This window comes from Ornithinibacillus bavariensis (assembly GCF_018333235.1).
Taxonomy (GTDB): Bacteria; Bacillota; Bacilli; order Bacillales; family Amphibacillaceae; genus Ornithinibacillus; species Ornithinibacillus bavariensis.
On sequence record NZ_BORP01000005.1, the window covers coordinates 244,230 to 263,300 of the forward strand.

At 37.0% G+C, this 19,071-nt stretch carries 15 protein-coding genes; 7 read left to right on the forward strand and 8 right to left on the reverse strand.

From position 1 onward, the window contains the following. Window positions 1-608: 608 nt before the first annotated feature. Complete coding sequence (locus KI338_RS13475) at window positions 609-2,123, reverse strand: amidase (RefSeq protein WP_212921524.1); 1,515 nt, start codon at window positions 2,121-2,123, stop codon at window positions 609-611. A gap of 550 nt (window positions 2,124-2,673) precedes the next feature. Between KI338_RS13475 and KI338_RS13480 the strand changes: the two genes are divergently transcribed. Continuing rightward, complete coding sequence (locus KI338_RS13480) at window positions 2,674-4,482, forward strand: ABC transporter substrate-binding protein (RefSeq protein WP_212921525.1); 1,809 nt, start codon at window positions 2,674-2,676, stop codon at window positions 4,480-4,482. Between the two features lie 187 nt (window positions 4,483-4,669). Beyond that, a complete protein-coding gene (locus KI338_RS13485) occupies window positions 4,670-4,879 on the forward strand; it encodes a hypothetical protein (RefSeq protein ID WP_212921526.1) in 210 nt (69 codons plus the stop codon). Between the two features lie 73 nt (window positions 4,880-4,952). On the opposite strand, the gene KI338_RS13490 is transcribed toward KI338_RS13485, so the two are convergent. After that, entirely contained in the window at window positions 4,953-5,366 is a 414-nt protein-coding gene (locus KI338_RS13490) for a M67 family metallopeptidase (protein WP_212921527.1), read from the reverse strand. A 147-nt stretch (window positions 5,367-5,513) separates the two neighbouring features. Here KI338_RS13490 and KI338_RS13495 point away from each other — a divergent pair, with 147 nt between their 5' ends. Both KI338_RS13495 and KI338_RS13500 read left to right on the forward strand, forming a co-directional pair. Next, window positions 5,514-6,068: a hypothetical protein gene (locus KI338_RS13495; RefSeq protein WP_212921528.1), complete on the forward strand. Its 555-nt coding sequence runs from the start codon at window positions 5,514-5,516 to the stop codon at window positions 6,066-6,068. Between the two features lie 16 nt (window positions 6,069-6,084). After that, window positions 6,085-6,351 (forward strand): hypothetical protein, encoded by a 267-nt coding sequence (locus KI338_RS13500; protein ID WP_212921529.1) that lies wholly within the window; start codon window positions 6,085-6,087, stop codon window positions 6,349-6,351. Between the two features lie 44 nt (window positions 6,352-6,395). On the opposite strand, the gene KI338_RS13505 is transcribed toward KI338_RS13500, so the two are convergent. After that, window positions 6,396-7,859 carry a hypothetical protein gene (locus tag KI338_RS13505; RefSeq protein WP_212921530.1) on the reverse strand — a complete coding sequence of 488 codons (1,464 nt, stop codon included), beginning with the start codon at window positions 7,857-7,859 and terminating at the stop codon, window positions 6,396-6,398. 209 nt (window positions 7,860-8,068) lie between these two features. Between KI338_RS13505 and KI338_RS13510 the strand changes: the two genes are divergently transcribed. Beyond that, window positions 8,069-8,761: a BMQ_0737 family morphogenetic spore coat protein gene (locus tag KI338_RS13510; RefSeq protein WP_212921531.1), complete on the forward strand. Its 693-nt coding sequence runs from the start codon at window positions 8,069-8,071 to the stop codon at window positions 8,759-8,761. A gap of 117 nt (window positions 8,762-8,878) precedes the next feature. On the opposite strand, the gene KI338_RS13515 is transcribed toward KI338_RS13510, so the two are convergent. The 5 genes from KI338_RS13515 to KI338_RS13535 all read right to left on the reverse strand — a co-directional run bounded on the left by KI338_RS13515 (window position 8,879) and on the right by KI338_RS13535 (window position 15,142). Next, window positions 8,879-9,979 (reverse strand): glycosyltransferase, encoded by a 1,101-nt coding sequence (locus tag KI338_RS13515; protein WP_212921599.1) that lies wholly within the window; start codon window positions 9,977-9,979, stop codon window positions 8,879-8,881. Between the two features lie 197 nt (window positions 9,980-10,176). Further along, window positions 10,177-11,913: an NTTRR-F1 domain gene (locus KI338_RS13520; RefSeq protein ID WP_212921532.1), complete on the reverse strand. Its 1,737-nt coding sequence runs from the start codon at window positions 11,911-11,913 to the stop codon at window positions 10,177-10,179. A 342-nt stretch (window positions 11,914-12,255) separates the two neighbouring features. Continuing rightward, window positions 12,256-12,954 carry an N-acetyltransferase gene (locus KI338_RS13525; protein ID WP_212921600.1) on the reverse strand — a complete coding sequence of 233 codons (699 nt, stop codon included), beginning with the start codon at window positions 12,952-12,954 and terminating at the stop codon, window positions 12,256-12,258. Further along, a complete protein-coding gene (locus tag KI338_RS13530; RefSeq protein ID WP_212921533.1) occupies window positions 12,951-14,039 on the reverse strand; it encodes a Gfo/Idh/MocA family protein in 1,089 nt (362 codons plus the stop codon). Before KI338_RS13530 ends, KI338_RS13525 begins: the two co-directional genes overlap by 4 nt. After that, complete coding sequence (locus KI338_RS13535; RefSeq protein ID WP_212921534.1) at window positions 14,036-15,142, reverse strand: DegT/DnrJ/EryC1/StrS family aminotransferase; 1,107 nt, start codon at window positions 15,140-15,142, stop codon at window positions 14,036-14,038. Before KI338_RS13535 ends, KI338_RS13530 begins: the two co-directional genes overlap by 4 nt. A 199-nt stretch (window positions 15,143-15,341) precedes the next feature. On the opposite strand from KI338_RS13535, the gene KI338_RS13540 reads away from it, so the two are divergent. Both KI338_RS13540 and KI338_RS13545 read left to right on the forward strand, forming a co-directional pair. Further along, window positions 15,342-16,661 (forward strand): nucleotide sugar dehydrogenase, encoded by a 1,320-nt coding sequence (locus KI338_RS13540; protein WP_244853610.1) that lies wholly within the window; start codon window positions 15,342-15,344, stop codon window positions 16,659-16,661. Window positions 16,662-17,436: 775 nt separating this feature from the next. After that, a complete protein-coding gene (locus tag KI338_RS13545; RefSeq protein WP_212921535.1) occupies window positions 17,437-18,792 on the forward strand; it encodes an arsenic transporter in 1,356 nt (451 codons plus the stop codon). Window positions 18,793-19,071: the final 279 nt, after the last annotated feature.

Sequence of the window (19,071 nt, forward strand, 5' to 3'; positions counted from 1 at the left end):
TATTATTTTCAGAAAAATGTGTTTGTATACCTAATAAGCTATTGATTTTTGCTTAACTCATGCTATTTATATTCACAGTTCTTCACAGTTTTAAACAGGAATAAGAGAACGTAAAGAGAATGATATAAGGATGTAATGGAGACTAGCTATAATTACTATTTTTACCTGATTAGTTAATAATTCACTATTTACTCCTTTAATTTCTTTCTACCATTCATTTCAGACTCATTCATATTGCAAAGTGATGCTTATTATTGATCCATGCTTCATTTGGTGTCTTTTTCATGTTCGAAATGATGCATATCACGGCTCTATGATTCATTTCATCCTTCTTCTCATTCTGAAATGACGTTTACAACCTCCCTGTACATCATTTCATCCTCTAACTCATTCCAAAATGACGCTTACTACTGCTCTACGCTTCATTTCAGCACCCTCTCCAGGTCCAAAATGACGCTTACAACCCCTCTATACATCATTTCATCCTCCATCTCATTCCAAAATGATGTTTTCAACCTCTCTATACATCATTTCATCCTCCATCTCATTCCAAAATGACGTGAATTACCAAAAAAGGACAACCTGAGGGGTTGCCCTTTTTCGCCGCATTAAAGTATATGTTCAACTTCTTTAAAATAGGGATTACCTTTCATTCCTATCCAAAGCTCTGTTTGTTCAAGCTGATAGGCTAATTGGAGTAAGCGATGTTCTTCACCCTTTGATGCCATCACTTGCACACCTAGTGGAAGGCCTTCTTCTGATAGATAAACAGGGAGAGAAACCGCTGGTTGCCCAGTAAGGTTTGCAAGCTGGGTATATGGTGTATAGGTTAAACTCGGTAGGAACATTTCATAAATTAGCTCTTGTTGACCATATTTATCTAGGCGCTCCACTTGTTCACGCAGTTCTGCTTGCTTTGCTTCGGAATGCGTAAGCTCTCCAACCTTTGGTGCTGTATATGCAGTTGCTGGAGTAATGTAAAAATCATACGTACGATGTAATTCTGCCATTTGTGCTGCCGCTGTATCCCAAGCAGCCAAACTAGCCGAAAACTCCGCTGCCGTTACTGATTTTCCAGCTACGTTCAATAACCATGACTCTATTTCCATATCATCCGCAGTTAACGTTCGACCAAATGCTGCTTCTAACTCCGTTACCATCGCAGCAATCTCACCACTATTCATCATGTAGTACTGACGCATTAGCTCAATACCATCCACATCGTTCTCTTTTTCCTCTACATGATGTCCCTCTTGTTCTAGCCAAGATACTACTTGCATTACAGCTCGCTTTGCATCCTCAGAGACAGGTGTTCCAACAGGTGATTTCGTCGTATAAGCGATGCGTAATGATTTTCCAAAAGGCTTTTTCATTTCTTCTTGAAAACTTCCAGGGAAAAGTGGCGTTTGGAAGGCTGCCTCTGGCTGTACAACCTGTACCAAGTCAAGAAGGGCAGCACTATCACGAACCGTCCTAGATAAAGCAAAATCAATCGATGCACCTTGCCACTGCCTGCCAGCTCCTGGTCCAACAGGTGTACGTCCACGTGTAGGCTTTAAGCCAAATAGTCCTGAAAATGAAGCAGGAATTCGAATGGAGCCACCACCATCACTAGCTCCTGCCATTGGTACAACACCTGCTGCAATAGCTGCAGCACTACCACCACTTGAGCCACCAGGTGAATATGCTGTATTCCATGGATTCCTAGATGGTCCGTATAATACAGGCTCTGATATATTCTTTAGCCCGAATTCTGGAGTATTCGTATGTCCTAGAAAAAGGAATCCAGATTGCTTAAGCTTATTAACATAATTAGAATTTCGTTTGGCAAAATTAGAACGGAGTAATCTCGAACCAGAAGTTAGTGGCTCGCCATTCAATGATTGTGAGATATTTTTCAGTAAAAAGGGGACCCCTGAAAAAGGGCCATCCTCCACTTTAATATTCTCTACTTCTTGTAAAGTCTTATCTTTCCTATCATGAATTACAGCATTTAAAGTTGGATTAACCTTTTCTAATTGTTCAAAGCTTAATGATACAAGCTCCTTTGGTGTTACCTCTTTTTTCTTCAGTAATGCTGCCATTTCTACTGCATCTAATTTTATATAAGTAGAAAGATCCATGCTAACACCCCATTTTCCTATAGTATCCCATAATTATTTTCCAATTTCTTTCACGATAACTTAACAATCTATTTATCATGTCTAAATGCACACATATGTCTAACTGGTCTTAATCCACCAAAGCTCTTAGATAGAATGGTACTCTTTTCTATAGTTCCCATACAAAACCTATCAAAGAGAAACAGCCATGATATTTCCCTTTACTTGCCTTATACTTCTGAAATACCTTATTTTAACTATTAAACGGACTATTATAGTCATATGATATCATGCTAAAGCACTCTTTGTAACTTTAATTCCTTTTGTATTGTATGGATTGTTTTTTAAACTAAATCAAAAGAGTTAGCGAAGAGCACAATAGGAATTTTGTTATATTCGCACTTTCCACTTACCAACAATATGCCACTAGTATACAACTTAACTATTAAATACTACCAATTACTAATAATCCTAAACTGCCTGTCATAGAATATTACGACCATCGGAAACATTTTGAAGCTATTTAATGTTCCTATTGAACAATAATACTTTTTTTAAAAGGGGAATCTAAATGAATAAAAAAACGATTTTTCGTTTAACTTTTATAACCCTTCTTATTTTTATTCTAGCTGCTTTAGTTGCCTGTACGAGTAATATAAGGGAAGCAGAAATGGATATGAATGTACAAAAACAATTGAAACAAGATACGAAAGAAAAAAGTGAGAGAACGCAAAAAAAACCTAAAGCAGGCGGTACATTAGTAGGAGGAATGTATACTTCTCCAACAGGAATGTTTAATCCATTATTTTACGAGGAAGCAAATGAAGAAAATATCTTAGCATTTACACATGAAAGTCTAGTAAGTCGGAATGAACATCTTGAGTTTGTTCCTAAATTAGCAGAAAAATGGGAGATTAATGAAGCGCATACCGAATTAACGCTGTTCTTAAAGAAAGGTGTAAAGTGGCATGATGGCGAGAAATTTACAGCAAACGATGTCGTTTTTACTTATGAATCGATTTCACATCCTGATTATATTCAGGCGGGTGGAATACTCACCTCGTATGCCGAACCTCTCTTAGACTATATACCCTTTAGTAATGGGGAAACTCAAAAATTTGAAGGTGTAGTAGCAAAGGATGACTATACCGTAATATTTAAATTTAGCAAGCCAACGATTAATCCAATTCATTTTGCGAGTGCACCTATCATACCAAAACATATATTTGAGGACATTCCAGTGGCGGAAATGCCTAAAGCACCAGAATCCCTTGAAGCTGGTAAAGTAATTGGGACTGGACCATTTAGACTTACAGAAATGGTTGAGAACGAGCAATATGTACTTGAAGGGCATAAAGATTATTGGCAAGGTACACCTTATCTAAACAAAATAATTTGGCGAGTTGTTCCTCCTTCCGTGATAGTTGACCAATTAGAAAATGGCGAAATTGATTTTATCGCTAATCCAGATGGTATTCCATTAGAATCTATTAATAATGTCCATGAATTAGAAAATATTACTATCATTGAACAGCCAAGCTTCAGTTATCAGCTACTTGGTTTTAAGCACAATTACCGTACAAAAGAAGATATTGAATTAGGAATATTTGATCCAGATAATTGGAAATCAAATAAAAAACTATCGAGCACTAAAGTGCGACAAGCGATAGCCTTCGCTATTAATCGTGAAGCTATCCTTGAAGAGGTACTTTATAATCATGGTGCGATAATAAACGCCCCTATTGCTAAACCATTCTGGGCTTATGACGAAAATGCGACCAAAAATTATGCATTTAACCCCAAAAAAGCCTCGACAATTCTAGATGAATTGGGCTATTTGGACAACAATGATGATGGATTCCGTGAAGACCCAGATGACAATGAGTGGGTATTGAACTTTAATTATCCTATCGGAAACGAATTACATGAAAAATCCGCATCCCTAATTAAGAAAATGCTTGGAGATATTGGGATTAATGTACATCTGCGGCCCCAAAAAATGGCAGCATTCATGGAAGACCTATCCAATGACAAAAATGAATTGGATTTATATCTGCTTGGCTGGAATCTAGGAAGTGTGGACCCTGATCCTACGGAAATGTGGGGTGCTACAGCTACCTACAACTTCTCTCGTTGGAACAATCCAAAGTCAGATGAATTATTAAAAAAGGCAGTGAAAGCACCAGAGGCATACGAACAAGATTATCGAAAAAAAGTTTATAAAGATTGGCAAGAACTCTTCTCCGAGGACCTACCGGTATTATTGCTTTATGCACAAAATAGCGTATGGGCATATAATAATCGACTACAAGGGGTCGAGCCGCTACCACTCACCATGTACAATAATCCACATCTTTGGTGGGTTACAGTCGGAAAGTGAAAATCATTTCATCCATCCCATTTGACTATTTTAAGTATATTTCAGATTCAATGTTTGGCCCCTAGTAATTGTTTTTTAGATGATGGACTTCGTGATGCATTAAGATCGATGAGTATTCGTTAATAATATAAAACGACGAGAATATTTCACCTGCTAACGGTCAGAATACTATCAGGAGGTGCATGAAATGAGTAAAAAACAGGATAAGACACCTGAAAAGCTAAATGTTCAATTAGGCGGTATGGAAATTTACGGTACAACTGGTAACACAGAATTTGCTGGATACAAGACATCTGGAGATATTGAAAATGCAGGCAAACCTGACAAGGGATTTAAAAAAAATGATAAAAATGGAGCAATTGCCTCATTAGATAGTCATAACATTGGAGATGATTAGTCTTACTAATAAAAGCCTTTCTACTAGAAGGGCTTTTATTTTTATGAGTATAACCGTCAACATCTATTATGGATTAAAAAACCTCTAATATTACCTCCGAAAAGCCATTTCCCGATACCTCAAAGCACTTATAATCTATTCTTCCATTTAAAAATGAGATGATGAACATTAGCACATTTACGTCTGGATGATGTAGTATATCCTGTCTTGAGGGAAATGGTGGTGCCGTGGGGTGAGAATGATAAATCATTAATACTTTTTCTTCTTTTTCCTCTATTTTTCGAAGTGTTTCTCGTACATTCGACTGGCTAACTAAAAATTGGCTCCTTGTTGTTGACTCGTTTTTTAGTTCCCAATTAGTGAGTACTTCTTTCATCGACTTTCCACTTAATAGTCCACAACATTCATAAGGCAATACTTGATGACATCTGGTTATTACCATTTGCAATAGCTCCTTTGGTATTCGAACCACTCTTTCACCTTTCATTTTAATTACTCCTTTTATGAATAATTACTGATTTATGCAGCTATCCCATTTGATTAATCATTTACCTAGCTTGCTATTCATTAATAAATCCATAATTATTTGCATAAGTATAAAGAAGCGAAATGAAGGAAAGGAGTTGAAGAACCATTGAGTCTTAAGGAAATTCAAGAAAAAATATCATTACTAAATAAGCAAACAGAAACATATATCACAGCGATTAATCAATTTTTTATGGGGCAAAACAAAATACCACAAGATAGCTCATTACTTGGATACTTTACATATACAGTTAATACATCAAATGATGACTTAGGTGAAAATATAATAATCGGTGACTTTCAAATTAAAAACCTTTCCAATCGTACAGTGGAAGAATTATATTTATGTATAAAAGTTGATGCGACGGATGCTTATAAATTTTCTGGTAAGTTTTATGTTAGTAATTTTAATAATAATAATTCACCGGCTAGTTATTGGCGTCAGTTCCAGACAAATGAGGAAGTGAGTGACAATGAACATTGGTTTCAGCTAATAGAAGAAAAGCAACTTCTCCCCATGGAAACGATCTCTTTTTCTAATCTTCAAATTAAGTGGCGAAATGATGGCTTTTATTCATGCACCGTTCAAGGGTTCATATTTACGAACATGGAAAATGAAGGGATAAGTGCATTAAATATGATTAATGTAAGTACAAAAAGTTAAAAAGGACGTGAAGGCAATGGTAAATCACGAATACCTATGGCAACTATTACAAAAAGTACTCTATAAGGAATTGGTTCATGCGAAGGAAAATAATCAAGACTATAGTGAATTGGAATTCCTCATCCTTACTATGCTTGTCGACTATAAAGTAAATGCTATATCAAATAAAAGCTCTGATAATGATAGAAGCCCAAATCAAAGCTTTGAAATTATCAATAGGGAGCTTGACAAGGCAATTGCCTATCATCGTGAAAAGTTCGAAGGGATTATGCAATTATTATAAACAAAATCTGTTACAAAGGGGCTACTCATCCTTGAATAGCTCCCTTAATTTTTTCGAAATAACCGAGTGATTTTCTGCCATAGTGATCGCTTCTGTGATGTCTTTTGGTTTTCGTGGTTTTCTTCCTCTGTCATAGAATGTACCGAAATAGTTTCGCCATCTCTTTTATCCTTATTTTCACCTTTTAGTTCAATAAACTTTTGCTCCTTGTGTATGGTTCTTTCCTCACTCTTTTTAGTTGTATCTTCTGTAGCAAGCACAGAATTAATAGTTTCTTGATTGTTTACAACATTAGATGTTTCAACCTGGTTAGTTTCATAATTTTTTTCAACATTAGATATTTTATCCTGACTAGCTTCAGCATTGCTATTTCCCTTTAATTCAAATTTTTTATTACCAATAATAGTATCCATTTTAGAATCTTGAATCATTTTCCCATTGATATCCATATCCTTATGTTCTAAGGAGCCTTGATAGGTGGCATTTTTATTTCTAGTATTTCTAATATAAACAGGCTTCCTCCCTTCTTTAGCCTGTGGTATCTGCTGATTTTTAAAGAGATTTATATCTTTCTTTGCACCAACTTCAATAATTTGTGATACATTCGTAGCTCCCTGTAAATCCCTAAATGTAAACTCTTTGGAGCGTGTAGGATTGCTTGTTTTATGCGAGTTTCCTCGCAATAAAGGATTATGCGGACGCTGTTGTCTTGGAAATGGTGTTTCTTTTGGCTTTCTTTCTTCTAGTAGCTTCTTTATTTCAGTTATTTGGTTTTGTATCGTTATTAAAGTTGGGGGAACATGTTGGGATTCCGGTTGATGTATTGAAAATGTACGATGACCTGTTTTTTCACTAGATTTCCCTATACTGGTACTTGATAGATTATTCTTTTCATTATTAGTTTCCGCTCGTCTACCACTTTCATTTCCAATTTGCACATTACTATTGGTATCTTTATCACTTTTTATAATGCTCGATGTGTTTACCTCAAGGTTGTTCTCTTCTCTCTCCATTTTTTCATGAGACTCCTTTCTATTAGGAAAAACAATTTCACTCTTAACCCCTTGTTTCTTTTCTATAGTTAGATTCCCTTCTTCAAGTTTGTATACTTTAGCATCAATCAGATTTAATAATGATTCCTGTAATATTACGGCTACTTTTTCTAAGTCCTTCTCCGTTAAGGAAAAATAATTCTTCTCATTTTGACTGCTCCTTGAATGGTTAAAATGAATTTCGTTCCGAAGCTTCTCAACTTCCTGTTGTAATCTCCTACGTTCTTCCAATACTTTATAGTAATCAAATAGGTTATCTTTCTGTTTTTTTTCCATTTGTACTATTTTTTGTTTACTGTCCGCTAATTTTGCCCGTAGTTCCTTCACTTCTAATTTCAAACGTGAATAATCTAGGCTTAAATCATTTTCTTGATAGTTTCGTATTATTCTTCTATATTTCTGAAGTTGATCCAGTAATTTTTCAACATCCTCTCCCGGGAACAGGTTCGACATCATCCCCACCTCAAAGCACACTAGTTTAATATATTTTATGAACATGACTGAAAGATGTGACATATTTCTAATCTACTTAGCCTATGAATCTTAAATAGGTAAAGGTACATTTTGGTTAAAAACACTAGAAAATAGTCTTTTGTACAGTGCAAAACACTGATGTAACACATAACTTGTTACTGATAAATAATTTATTGAAAGGGAGAGAGATAATGCAGGAACAACCATTACAGGGAGCTCAAGAGCTTCTATGCATAAATGCAGAAAAAGTATATGACTGGGTTATCCTACAAGAGGACTTAAATCAAACAGTACTAGCTGCTGCAATAGGCGCACTGCCTTTAGATCCATGTGGTCCGGCAGTAAGTAATTTAACTGCCACTTGCTATCTAGTAGATCCAGCAACTGGTAATCCACTTCCTCCAAATGCAGAAATTCCAGTTGTTGAAGTAGGAGAAAGAGAAAATAGACAATATGTTGTTAATGGGGCACTAGTAACTCTACAGCGAGTATCATTTGTAAAAACATTAAACGTAGTAATCGAATTTAGTGGGCTTAATGGTACAACTCCATTTGTTATTACTTCTGACGAAATTGTTGTAGATATTCCAGAATCTGTATATCTATGTGCACCTGAAGGAACACGACTTGTAGTTCGACTGACTGATGTAGATTGTAGTGTTACTGTAAACTGTGTCGCAGGAGTTCTAGAAAGTGTTGATCTATTCTTAAATGTTTGCCAAAGCGTCCAATCCGTTGCAGATGTGACAATTGAACTAAATGCAGATTTCTGCCAGCCACGTGATGTTTTAGTCGAACAATGTCCTACACCATCAATACCTCCTCAATGCCCAGTTGTATTTCCAGGAGTTATAGGCGCACATAAACACAATGATCATGAATAATTAGAACTAACCATTGCGTTATAGTTTCTCTTATTGAAGCTATAACGCTTTTTTTATTAAAAAGCTACTAAACCAGAGGATTGGTTTAATAGCCTTTTAAGGATTTTATTTTATATTTTATTGTTTTATCCCATGGGCTACATCTAAATTTACCTTAGGTTCAATAATACTCTTATTAAATAGGATTCTTTCATCATTTGGACGGAACTCCCTTGCCTTTTCATTATGGTAATAGGCATTTTCGAAATCCTGAAGATTATAATAGCAAACACATAATTGTAAATGAGGATACCAAGTAGCATAGGCAGGATAAGAAAAACTCCATTTGTTAAAATCAATTTCTATTTCTGTAGCTAATTTATACCAAAAGATCGCAGATTGATAGTCTTGCTCTCGCTGAAAATAATATCCCATTCGGCTACATATCTCTGGGCGAGGAGTTTTCGCAAACTTTATAGACTCTAATAAGGAAAATAACTCTTTCTCCTTCTCCCCAATCATCCGATAACAATCAGCCTTATTAATACATGCATATACCTTATCCTCTACCCATCCCTCTTTTAATTGTATATTCTTCTCATAGTTCTCTATAGCCTCACGATAGAAACCATTTTCTCGCAATTCATTACCATAATAAAAATAATCTCTAGCGGAAAATACATCTCCTCTTTCTAGTTTTTTTTGATAAATGGACAAATTTCGCCCCACAGAATGACGGATTTTTTTATGTGTAACAGCTATATCCGAGTTGATAATATTCCCATATACTTCAAGGTACTGGTGGCAATCCCCCTTCCACTTGAAGTTTCTGCTTCGTTTTACTAATCGATTCCTTCGATATTGTAACGTAATATTTCCATACTCATCCATTCCGGCATTGTAGTACATGGAAACGGAATCCACCGATATATCCAACGTTTCTTTAAGCTCTTTTAACTTTTTCCGGTCTTCTTCTAATAAAACATCATCAGCATCTAAATATAAGATATAGTCCTTTGTTGCATACTTAAATGATTCGTTTCTTGCTGCAGCAAAGTCACCTATCCATTCAAAATAAAAAACTCGATCTGTATACCTATTAGCAATTTCAACTGTATTGTCAGTTGAACCAGTATCCACTATATTAATCTCGTCAACTATATCCTTTACGGAATCAAGGCATCTTGCAAGCACTTCTTCCTCATTCTTTACAATCATACAAAGACTTATTGATATCATCATTTGTACTCCTTTCATATAGCTCTATAAGGGGGTAGCCTTTCCTAATACTAATGTATTTAAAAAGATGAATCTTGCTTGTATCAAAACCTACATTACACAAAATGAGATGAAGTTTAATAGGAGATTCTATAATCTTGATCCTCATGATATAGAAAAATAGACCTAAACGCATAGAGCGCTCAGGTCTATTTTTATTATAGGTTATTATCTAACCTTACAATTGATAAAGTAGCACCTGCTCCAGTTTGAAGTACAGCTCCACCTAAAAATCCGAAAAGTTCTAATGATACGGTACTACCGGCAGTTAGTGGAACAATTACTTCACCGCTAAGCTGGGTTAGGGATAGGACTGGGTTTACTGTAGAGGCTAAATTTGGAGTTCCATTGATAACTAGTCGAGAACCTATTATTAATCCAACAGCTAAATTAACATTATAGGTAATATAATATCTACCGTCTTCAGGAACTGTAAATACAGTACTAGCTCCGTTTACAGTAAATCCATCCAAATTCTGTGCATCTGGTAGAGGTACTGCTGTTCCGCCTAAAGCAACTGTAATTGTAGCACCAGAAGTGTTCGCAGCAAATGCTGATGTTTCCGTTACTGAGGCTCCGGTTGGACCTGGTGCTCCGGTTGGACCCGCTGCTCCAGTTGGACCTGGCGCTCCGGTTGCTCCTGCTGCTCCAGTTGGGCCTGGTGCTCCCGTTGCTCCGGTTGCTCCCGTTGCTCCGGTTGGACCTGCTGCTCCGGTTGGACCCGCTGCTCCAGTTGGGCCTGGCGCTCCGGTTGCTCCTGCTGCTCCAGTTGGACCTGCTGCTCCGGTTGCTCCCGTTGCTCCCGTTGCTCCGGTTGGGCCTGGCGCTCCGGTTGCTCCTGCTGCTCCAGTTGGGCCTGGCGCTCCGGTTGCTCCTGCTGCTCCGGTTGGACCTGCTGCTCCAGTTGGGCCTGGCGCTCCGGTTGGACCCGCTGCTCCAGTTGGGCCTGGCGCTCCGGTTGGACCCGCTGCTCCAGTTGGGCCTGGCGCTCCAGTTGGACCAGTTGCTCCAGTCGGTCCTGCTGCTCCAGTTGGACCAGTTGCTCCAGTCGGACCTGCTGCTCCGGTTGGGCCGGGTGCCCCAGTCGGTCCTTCTGCTCCAGTTGGGCCGGGTGCTCCGGTTGCTCCAGCTGCTCCAGTTGGACCTGCTGCTCCGGTTGGACCTGCTGCTCCGGTTGGGCCGGGTGCTCCAGTCGGTCCTGCTGCTCCGGTTGCTCCAGCTGCTCCAGTTGGACCTGCTGCTCCGGTTGGACCTGGTGCTCCGGTTGGGCCGGGTGCTCCAGTCGGTCCTGGTGCTCCGGTTGCTCCAGCTGCTCCAGTTGGACCTGCTGCTCCGGTTGGACCTGGTGCTCCGGTTGGGCCGGGTGCTCCAGTCGGTCCTGGTGCTCCAGTTGGGCCTGGTGCTCCGGTTGCACCTGAATCACCAGCTTCAAGTAATGCTACATCATCAACATATACAAATGGTGCAGTTAAGGCACTGATAGGTTTAGTAATAACTACTTGCGCTTGTGTTGTGCCAGCGGGAGCAATATTAGTTGTCTGATATACTTCTAACCATGTATCGTCAGTTACTACAGGAATACTACCGAATTCAATATCTACATCTAATCCAATACCTATCACACTATTTGTAGCATTTAAAAAAAGTACTTGAAGATTTATTATCGGGCTAGGCTGGAGATTACTTTTGGCTAATGAAACTAGTAGTTGATAACCTTCACCAGCTTCAGCTGGAACAATTTGTGATAACTGGGCAGATACCGAACTATTGGCAAGTCTTGCAGAATAATTACCAGAATGGGCATATAAGTTAGTAATGTCTGCATTTACTACCTGCCAACCAGAAAAATCACCAGTTTCGAAGCTATCATTTACAATTAAATTGTTGATAGACAAGCCTATTTCCTCCTTTACAATTTATTGTTTCCACTAGAATCTTCTAGTATTGAAACTCAAAATTATAGTATGCCAGTTTTGACTGCTTGTTCAGGCAGTTACCCCCTCTCATCTCTAAATGTGCGAATTTATAGATAGTATCAGTCCATTCTGAACTAAAGTTTGAATAAAATAGAACTGAAACCTCATCTTTTCTCTATTGTTAGTTTTGAATAATTAATTTTGCTTTGAAGTTAGAAGGTTTTACTTTATAGCGCAATAGTATAAAGGATAAGAAGTCCTTACTCTCTTATCTACCAAAATACCGCTCAAGGATTATCCTAGAGCGGTTTCATTATTTATTCAGATTATAGTTAATAGTTTTGCCGGATTGCCAACAACTACCTGATTATCAGGTACATTCTTCGTAACTACGGCTCCTGCACCAACTACTGCGTGTTTACCAATTATGATTCCCGGAAGAAGTGTTGCGTTATTTCCTACCTTTGCACCTTGCTTAATAATAGGACCTTGATGCCGGTAATTACCTTCTCCCATATATTTATCATTCGATGTGGAGCAGCACGGGCCGATAAATACGTGATCTTCAATCAGCATATCAGCAGTAATATATGACCCAGTTTGAATAGTGACTTGTTTTCCAATCGTTGTATTCATCTCCACAATAGCATTTCTTCCGATAATACTTTCTTCTCCAATAATTACTTTCTCTCTAATACTAGCTAAGTCACCAATGAAAACACCTTTATGAATAATTGTTCCTGTATAAAGCACCGTATTGCATCCAATCACTACATGCTCCCCTATAGAAAGGGGTGATAGAGACTTTTCCACCGGTCTAGCCATGTTGCTGTTAGCAGCAGGGGCTTTACCAAGTATAGTCAAATCACCAATAATTACATTATTTCCTATTTCAGTACCTTGTTTAATAATAACAAAATCACCTATTGTTACATTATTTCCTATCCTTACATTCTCTTCAATTTTTACATATTTACCCATCTTTACATCACTGCCAAATGATGCTGTATCATGAATCATTTCTTCTCCCATTTCTTCACCCTTTCCATGTTCATCTCTTCTGTAGAAAAAGACTCTAATGGAAGATGAACCACTTTATTACACTTAGAAGCTTCATAAATTGCAAATACCGTCATTATAGAACGAAAAGCGTCCTTCTCGTCCATTAACAATATTGTTTCCTTTTGGTTTAAAACGTTAATAAAGTTTTGATACATATATTTATGCTCATTATGATCCTCCATTAATGATAAGATTTCATTGGTATGAGATGAGTTTGGAAAATAGCATCGCTCCAATTTATTAAAGGATGGTCCCCCTATAGAAAATGTTCCATTTTCTCCAAAGAGTGATATATAATAGCCTAGATTGTTCGGCTTTGTAATTGTATTCGCATCAATTATTCCTTTTGCTCGGTTATGAAATGTTAAGATTCCAGCGGCAATATCCTCCGTATCCTTTATATCCATATTGTTGGAAATATCACCATATACAGTATTTACATCCCCCATAAACCAAATCAATAAGTCTATTAAATGAATGCCTTGATTTAATAACATTCCACCATCGTGCTTCCATGTCCCCTTCCAATTGGAGTTGTTAAAATAGCTTTCGGAGCGGTGAATACGCATTGATGCAACACCAAGATGAATCCTCCCTAATGCATCTTTTTCTAACAACGCTTTAAGCTTTCTGAATATAGGACGGTAGCGTAGTTGATGGCAAACGAGGATACGCCTATTTTCTGCTTTGGCCAATTCGATAAGCCGTTCACCATCAGCTACGGAAAGGGCAAACGGCTTTTCTAAAATAACATGTTTATGGTGTACTAACGATTCACTTGCTATTTTGGCATGCAGACCAGAGACTGTTGCAATAACTACAATATCTATATTTTTATCTTCTAATAGATCATAAAAATTATTGAACTTTTTTATTATCCGGTTTATTCCTGTTAATTGGTTGTATAGCAAAATTGCTTCATCCATTTTATTTCCATCAATATCACTTACAGCGATTAATTCGACCTCATCAAATTGACTTATAGTTTCCAGATGTTTTTTGGCGATATATCCACATCCGATAAGCCCAATTGATAACGTCATAGCTGCTCACTCGCTTTGCTTATATGTTCAATAATCATGTCCTGTTCTTTCCTTGATAGATAAGGATGCATTGGGATTGCAAACAGCTGGCTAGATGCCATTTCCGCTACAGGAAAGTCCCCCATTGAATAGCCTAAGCCTTTATATGCTTCCTGAGCATGTAGACATAGTGGATAATAAATGCCTGTTTGAATATCCGCCCGATTTAAAGCAGACATTATTTGTTGTCTCTTTTCTGATTTTAAACAAAATAAGTGAAACACATGGGAACGATTAGGCAATACAACTGGTAGTTCTACAGTTTTACTATCTTTTAAATGAGAAAAATAATAATCGGCAATGGAAACTCTTTGTTCATTCCATTGATCAATTTCCTTTAAACATATTAGTAAGAATGCTGCATGTATTTCATCTAGTCTACTATTGTAGCCTATTTGTTGATGATAGTATTTTTTACTACTACCATGTGCACGTAATTTCCGAATTGACTCTGCCAATCGGTCGTCATATGTTGTAATTAAGCCACCATCACCAATCGTTCCTAGATTTTTCGTTGGGAAAAAGGAAAAACATGCCGCATCACCAATACTTCCAACCTCTTGTTGCATAAAAGTTGCACCAAATGCTTGGCATGCATCCTCGATCACTAATAGATTATAATTCATTGCAATTTCTAGGATTTTATCCATATCTGCAGGCTGTCCAAAAAGATGTACAGGTAAAATTGCTTTTGTTCGGGGGGTAATTTTGTCGATTATCTTATTCGGATCAATATTAAACGAAACCGGATCAATATCAACAAAAACTGGCGTTGCGCCCACCCTTGAGATAGCTTCAGCTGTTGCGAAGAAAGAAAAAGTAGTTGTAATAACCTCATCTCCGCTTCCTATTCCATAAGCATCCAACGTCAGGACAAGTGCATCCGTTCCGTTTCCAACTGCTATTGCATGTTTCACACCGAGTCTTTTTGCGATTGCACTTTCCAATTCTGTAACCTTTGATCCTAAAATATATTGTCCACTATCTAATACTTCTAGCATCGCTTCCACTATATCGTCCTGAATAGTCGCATATTGCTTCTTTAAATCAACTAATGGAATCATATTTACTCTCCTTCTTACTAGAATGTGTCCTTATATAAGTATTGCAACTAAAAAACTAGGGAACGGCATATTGGATAATAACAGGAGAAATCAACTTCCACCCTAGTTTCAATGCCTTTTTTAACAACTGCTTGGAACAGTCAATAAATCGATTTCATATAAAATATTAGCTCTTAAATATTAGAGAGGATTATTTAATATGAAAACAAATACAGGAATAATGAATGAAAAAATAAACGGATTCCTAGATGATCTTATTATTGGGGTTGTGGGTTTAGGTTACGTAGGATTACCTGTTGCCCTGGGATTTTCGCGAAAGTTTAAGGTTATTGGATATGATGTTAATAAAGAGAGAATACACTCTCTTCAACATCATATTGACAACACAAGAGAAGTTTCTAGCAAGCTATTAAAGGAATCCTCCATAACTTTTACACTGGATGAAAAACAGTTAAATTCTTGTCATGTCATTATCGTAACAGTTCCGACACCGTTGAATGCTAATAAGGAGCCTGACTTGTCTTATCTTATTGCTGCATCTACAACAATTGGAAAAAATATGAAAAGGGGAACTATTATCGTCTATGAATCTACTGTTTATCCCGGAGCTACAGAAGAAACCTGTATTCCAACACTCGAGAAGAGTTCAAGGCTTACATGTGGAGAGGATTTCTTTGTTGGATATTCCCCGGAGAGGATTAACCCCGGCGACAAAACCCATACCTTCTTCAATACGGAAAAGATAGTAGCTGCACAAAATAAGGAAACCCTTGATAAAATATATCATCTTTATCAAAAAGTAATCGATGCGGAAGTGCATAAGGTTAATTCTATTAAAGTAGCAGAAGCCGCCAAACTCGTAGAAAATACCCAAAGGGATATTAATATCGCTTTCATGAACGAATTATCGCTAATATTCAAGCAAATGGGGATAAGTACGTATGACGTTTTAGATGCTGCTAAGACGAAGTGGAACTTTACTCCTTTTTATCCAGGGCTAGTAGGGGGACATTGTATAGGAGTAGATCCATATTATTTCATTTATAAATCAAAGATAAAGGGATATCATCCGGAATTCCTTGAAACAGCTCGTAAGGTAAATGAACACATTCCAACTATCATTGTTGATACGGTCTTAAGCTATATTGATGAACACCTAGATGGGGATAATCAGATTAATATTGGCATCCTCGGTCTTACATTTAAAGAAAATATTCCGGATATACGTAATTCTAAATCAGTTGAAATTGCTTTAACACTTGCAGATTATGGTCTAAATGTTTATGTTCACGATCCTTATGTAATGCCAACGGATTTTCCCCATCAATTAAAAGTTGTCGAATGGGAAGAGCTCAAAGATTTATCTATCGTTATCCTTGCGGTTCCTCATCAAGAATACCGAAATAGGAAGGAAATTGATTTTCAAAAACTTTTCATAGATAAAGGATTAATCATTGATATAAAAGGATTATTTTGGCAACATCATTTTCCACCGTTTATTAAAGTCATTAGTCTATAGAGTGCTAACCGTTTTATAAAGGGGTGATTATTCTTGAATGCTAAACCTTTAGTTAAATTAAGTTCACAGCCAAGGAAACTTGTCGCAAAAAGAGTTGCAGGCGGATGCGGTTGTGGAACGAAAAGGAAGGAAAGAGGCTTTAACATAACTAATCAAAAATAATGAAAAGTGGTTCCATTCATTTTAGGATGATTGGAACCACTTTTTGTTGGAACCTCTCCATTTTTAATTAAAAACGTAATTCCCTTTGTCATTTTTCAAAAATATTGATAGCGGGAAAAATAAATTAGTCCTCCTTATTATTTGGGGATGATAAAGGCTTTGAAGGAACGAACAGAATGGATATAAGAATACCTCAACCCTCGATAACTCCTCTACACAATTTACCCTAAATGCCAATCTCAGCTGATAACTTATCTGGTTTACTATCTTAACAGTACTACTCTCTCTATAAGTCACATTTATATCGTAATTATTCTAGTTTACTATCTTTCCAGGACTTCTCTCTTTATAAGTCAAATCTATTATTGCAATCATTTTTGGTCTATTATCTTTCCAGTACTTTTCTCTCTATAAGTCAAATTCAGATAGTAACCGCTCTAGTTTCTTATCTTTCCAGTACATTTCTCTCTATGAGACGAACATACATTTATCTGAAACTAGATACTTATCTATTACCATCTACTTCGTGACGAATATATATATAAGCAAACGAACACGTAGGGACAATAGATCCTCACGCTCTAGTGTGTTCTATGAAAGGAGTGATATATATATGTTCGAAATAGTCTTTACCTCGTTCGTATTCCTTCTAACCATGACTATGATTTTCTGGAGGCCAGGGGGAATGAATGAAGCAATTCCGGCTTCAGCTGGGGCAGTCATTATCTTACTAATAGGGATTGTATCTCAAAGAGATCTTCTAGATATTATCGATAAAATTGGTGGCGCCTCCGTAACAATTATTGCAACAGTGGTTATGGCAGTTATACTGGAAAGCTTCGGTTTTTTCCATTGGGCAGCAGCGCGGCTTGTTAATATGGCAAGGGGATCAGGGTATCGACTCTATTGGTACATCCAACTACTCTGTTTCTCCATGACTCTATTATTTAATAATGACGGGAGTATACTGATTACAACACCAATATTAATCTTGCTTCTTAGAAACCTACGTCTAAAACATCATGAGTATATCCCATATTTGTTAAGTGGATGCCTTATTGCAACAGCGTCTAGTGCCCCGATAGGAGTAAGTAATATCGTTAATCTAATTGCACTAAAAATAGTCGATATGACCCTTTACATGCATACTGCTATGATGTTTATACCGGCAACATTAGGTCTACTGTTTATGTCCCTGCTTATGTTTATTCTTTTAAGAAAAAAGTTACCAAGAAAAATAAAGGTCACTGCAAATGGAATAGAAGAAAGTTTCTTCGACAAACAATTTCATCCCCTTAAAGGAGTAACCATCTCGCTTGAAACAAAACGTAAACGGACGAGATTTATGCTAAAGATACTACTATTCGTCTTTCTTATCCGATGTCTATTGTTTGTAGCCTCCTTTTTATCCATTCCAATTAGTTTGATAGCAGTTCTAGGGTCAGTAATATTACTAATATGGAGATGGTATTATCTAAGAATAACGCCTATCGATATTGTAAAAAAAATCCCCTACCACATTTTCATTTTTGCCTTTTCAATGTACGTTATAATCTATGGACTCCATAATGTAGGTTTGACCAATATGCTAGTAAATCTATGTGAACCTATCGTAAATCAAGGATTATTTAATGCGAGTTTTATCATGGGAGGTTTGGTTTCCATCCTTTCCAACCTCTTTAATAACCACCCTGCACTAATGATTGGAACAATCACTTTAACAGAAATGGGACTGAATTCTATCACGTTAAAGACGATATACCTAGCGAATATTATCGGAAGCGACATTGGTTCACTACTATTACCAATAGGAACATTAGCATCCCTAATCTGGATGTCCATTCTTAAACAACACAAAATCAGAATTAAATGGAAGGACTATTTGAGTCTATCAATGATTGTAATCCCTTTAACTACTTTCGTAACGTTATTCCTTTTATATTACTGGGTACAAATGCTTTTCACATGAAGACAACAGTAAAAAATAAATGTTTAGAAGGGTAGAATAAACTGAAGCTTTTTCAAAGGAGAATTTTAAATGAAAAAAAATAAAAAAAAGAGGCAAATGCCTTTGCCCCATAACATATCCTTCACTAGTCTAAAATAGACAGAAAGAAATATCTTCGTAATATGAATATGATTAAATTCGAACTTGGACTGGGCATACCCACTTAGTTAAATATGTAGAATCACATCATTACTAAGAAGTATGTCCCACCTTCGTTCTAGAAATCCTTAAAATAAATCT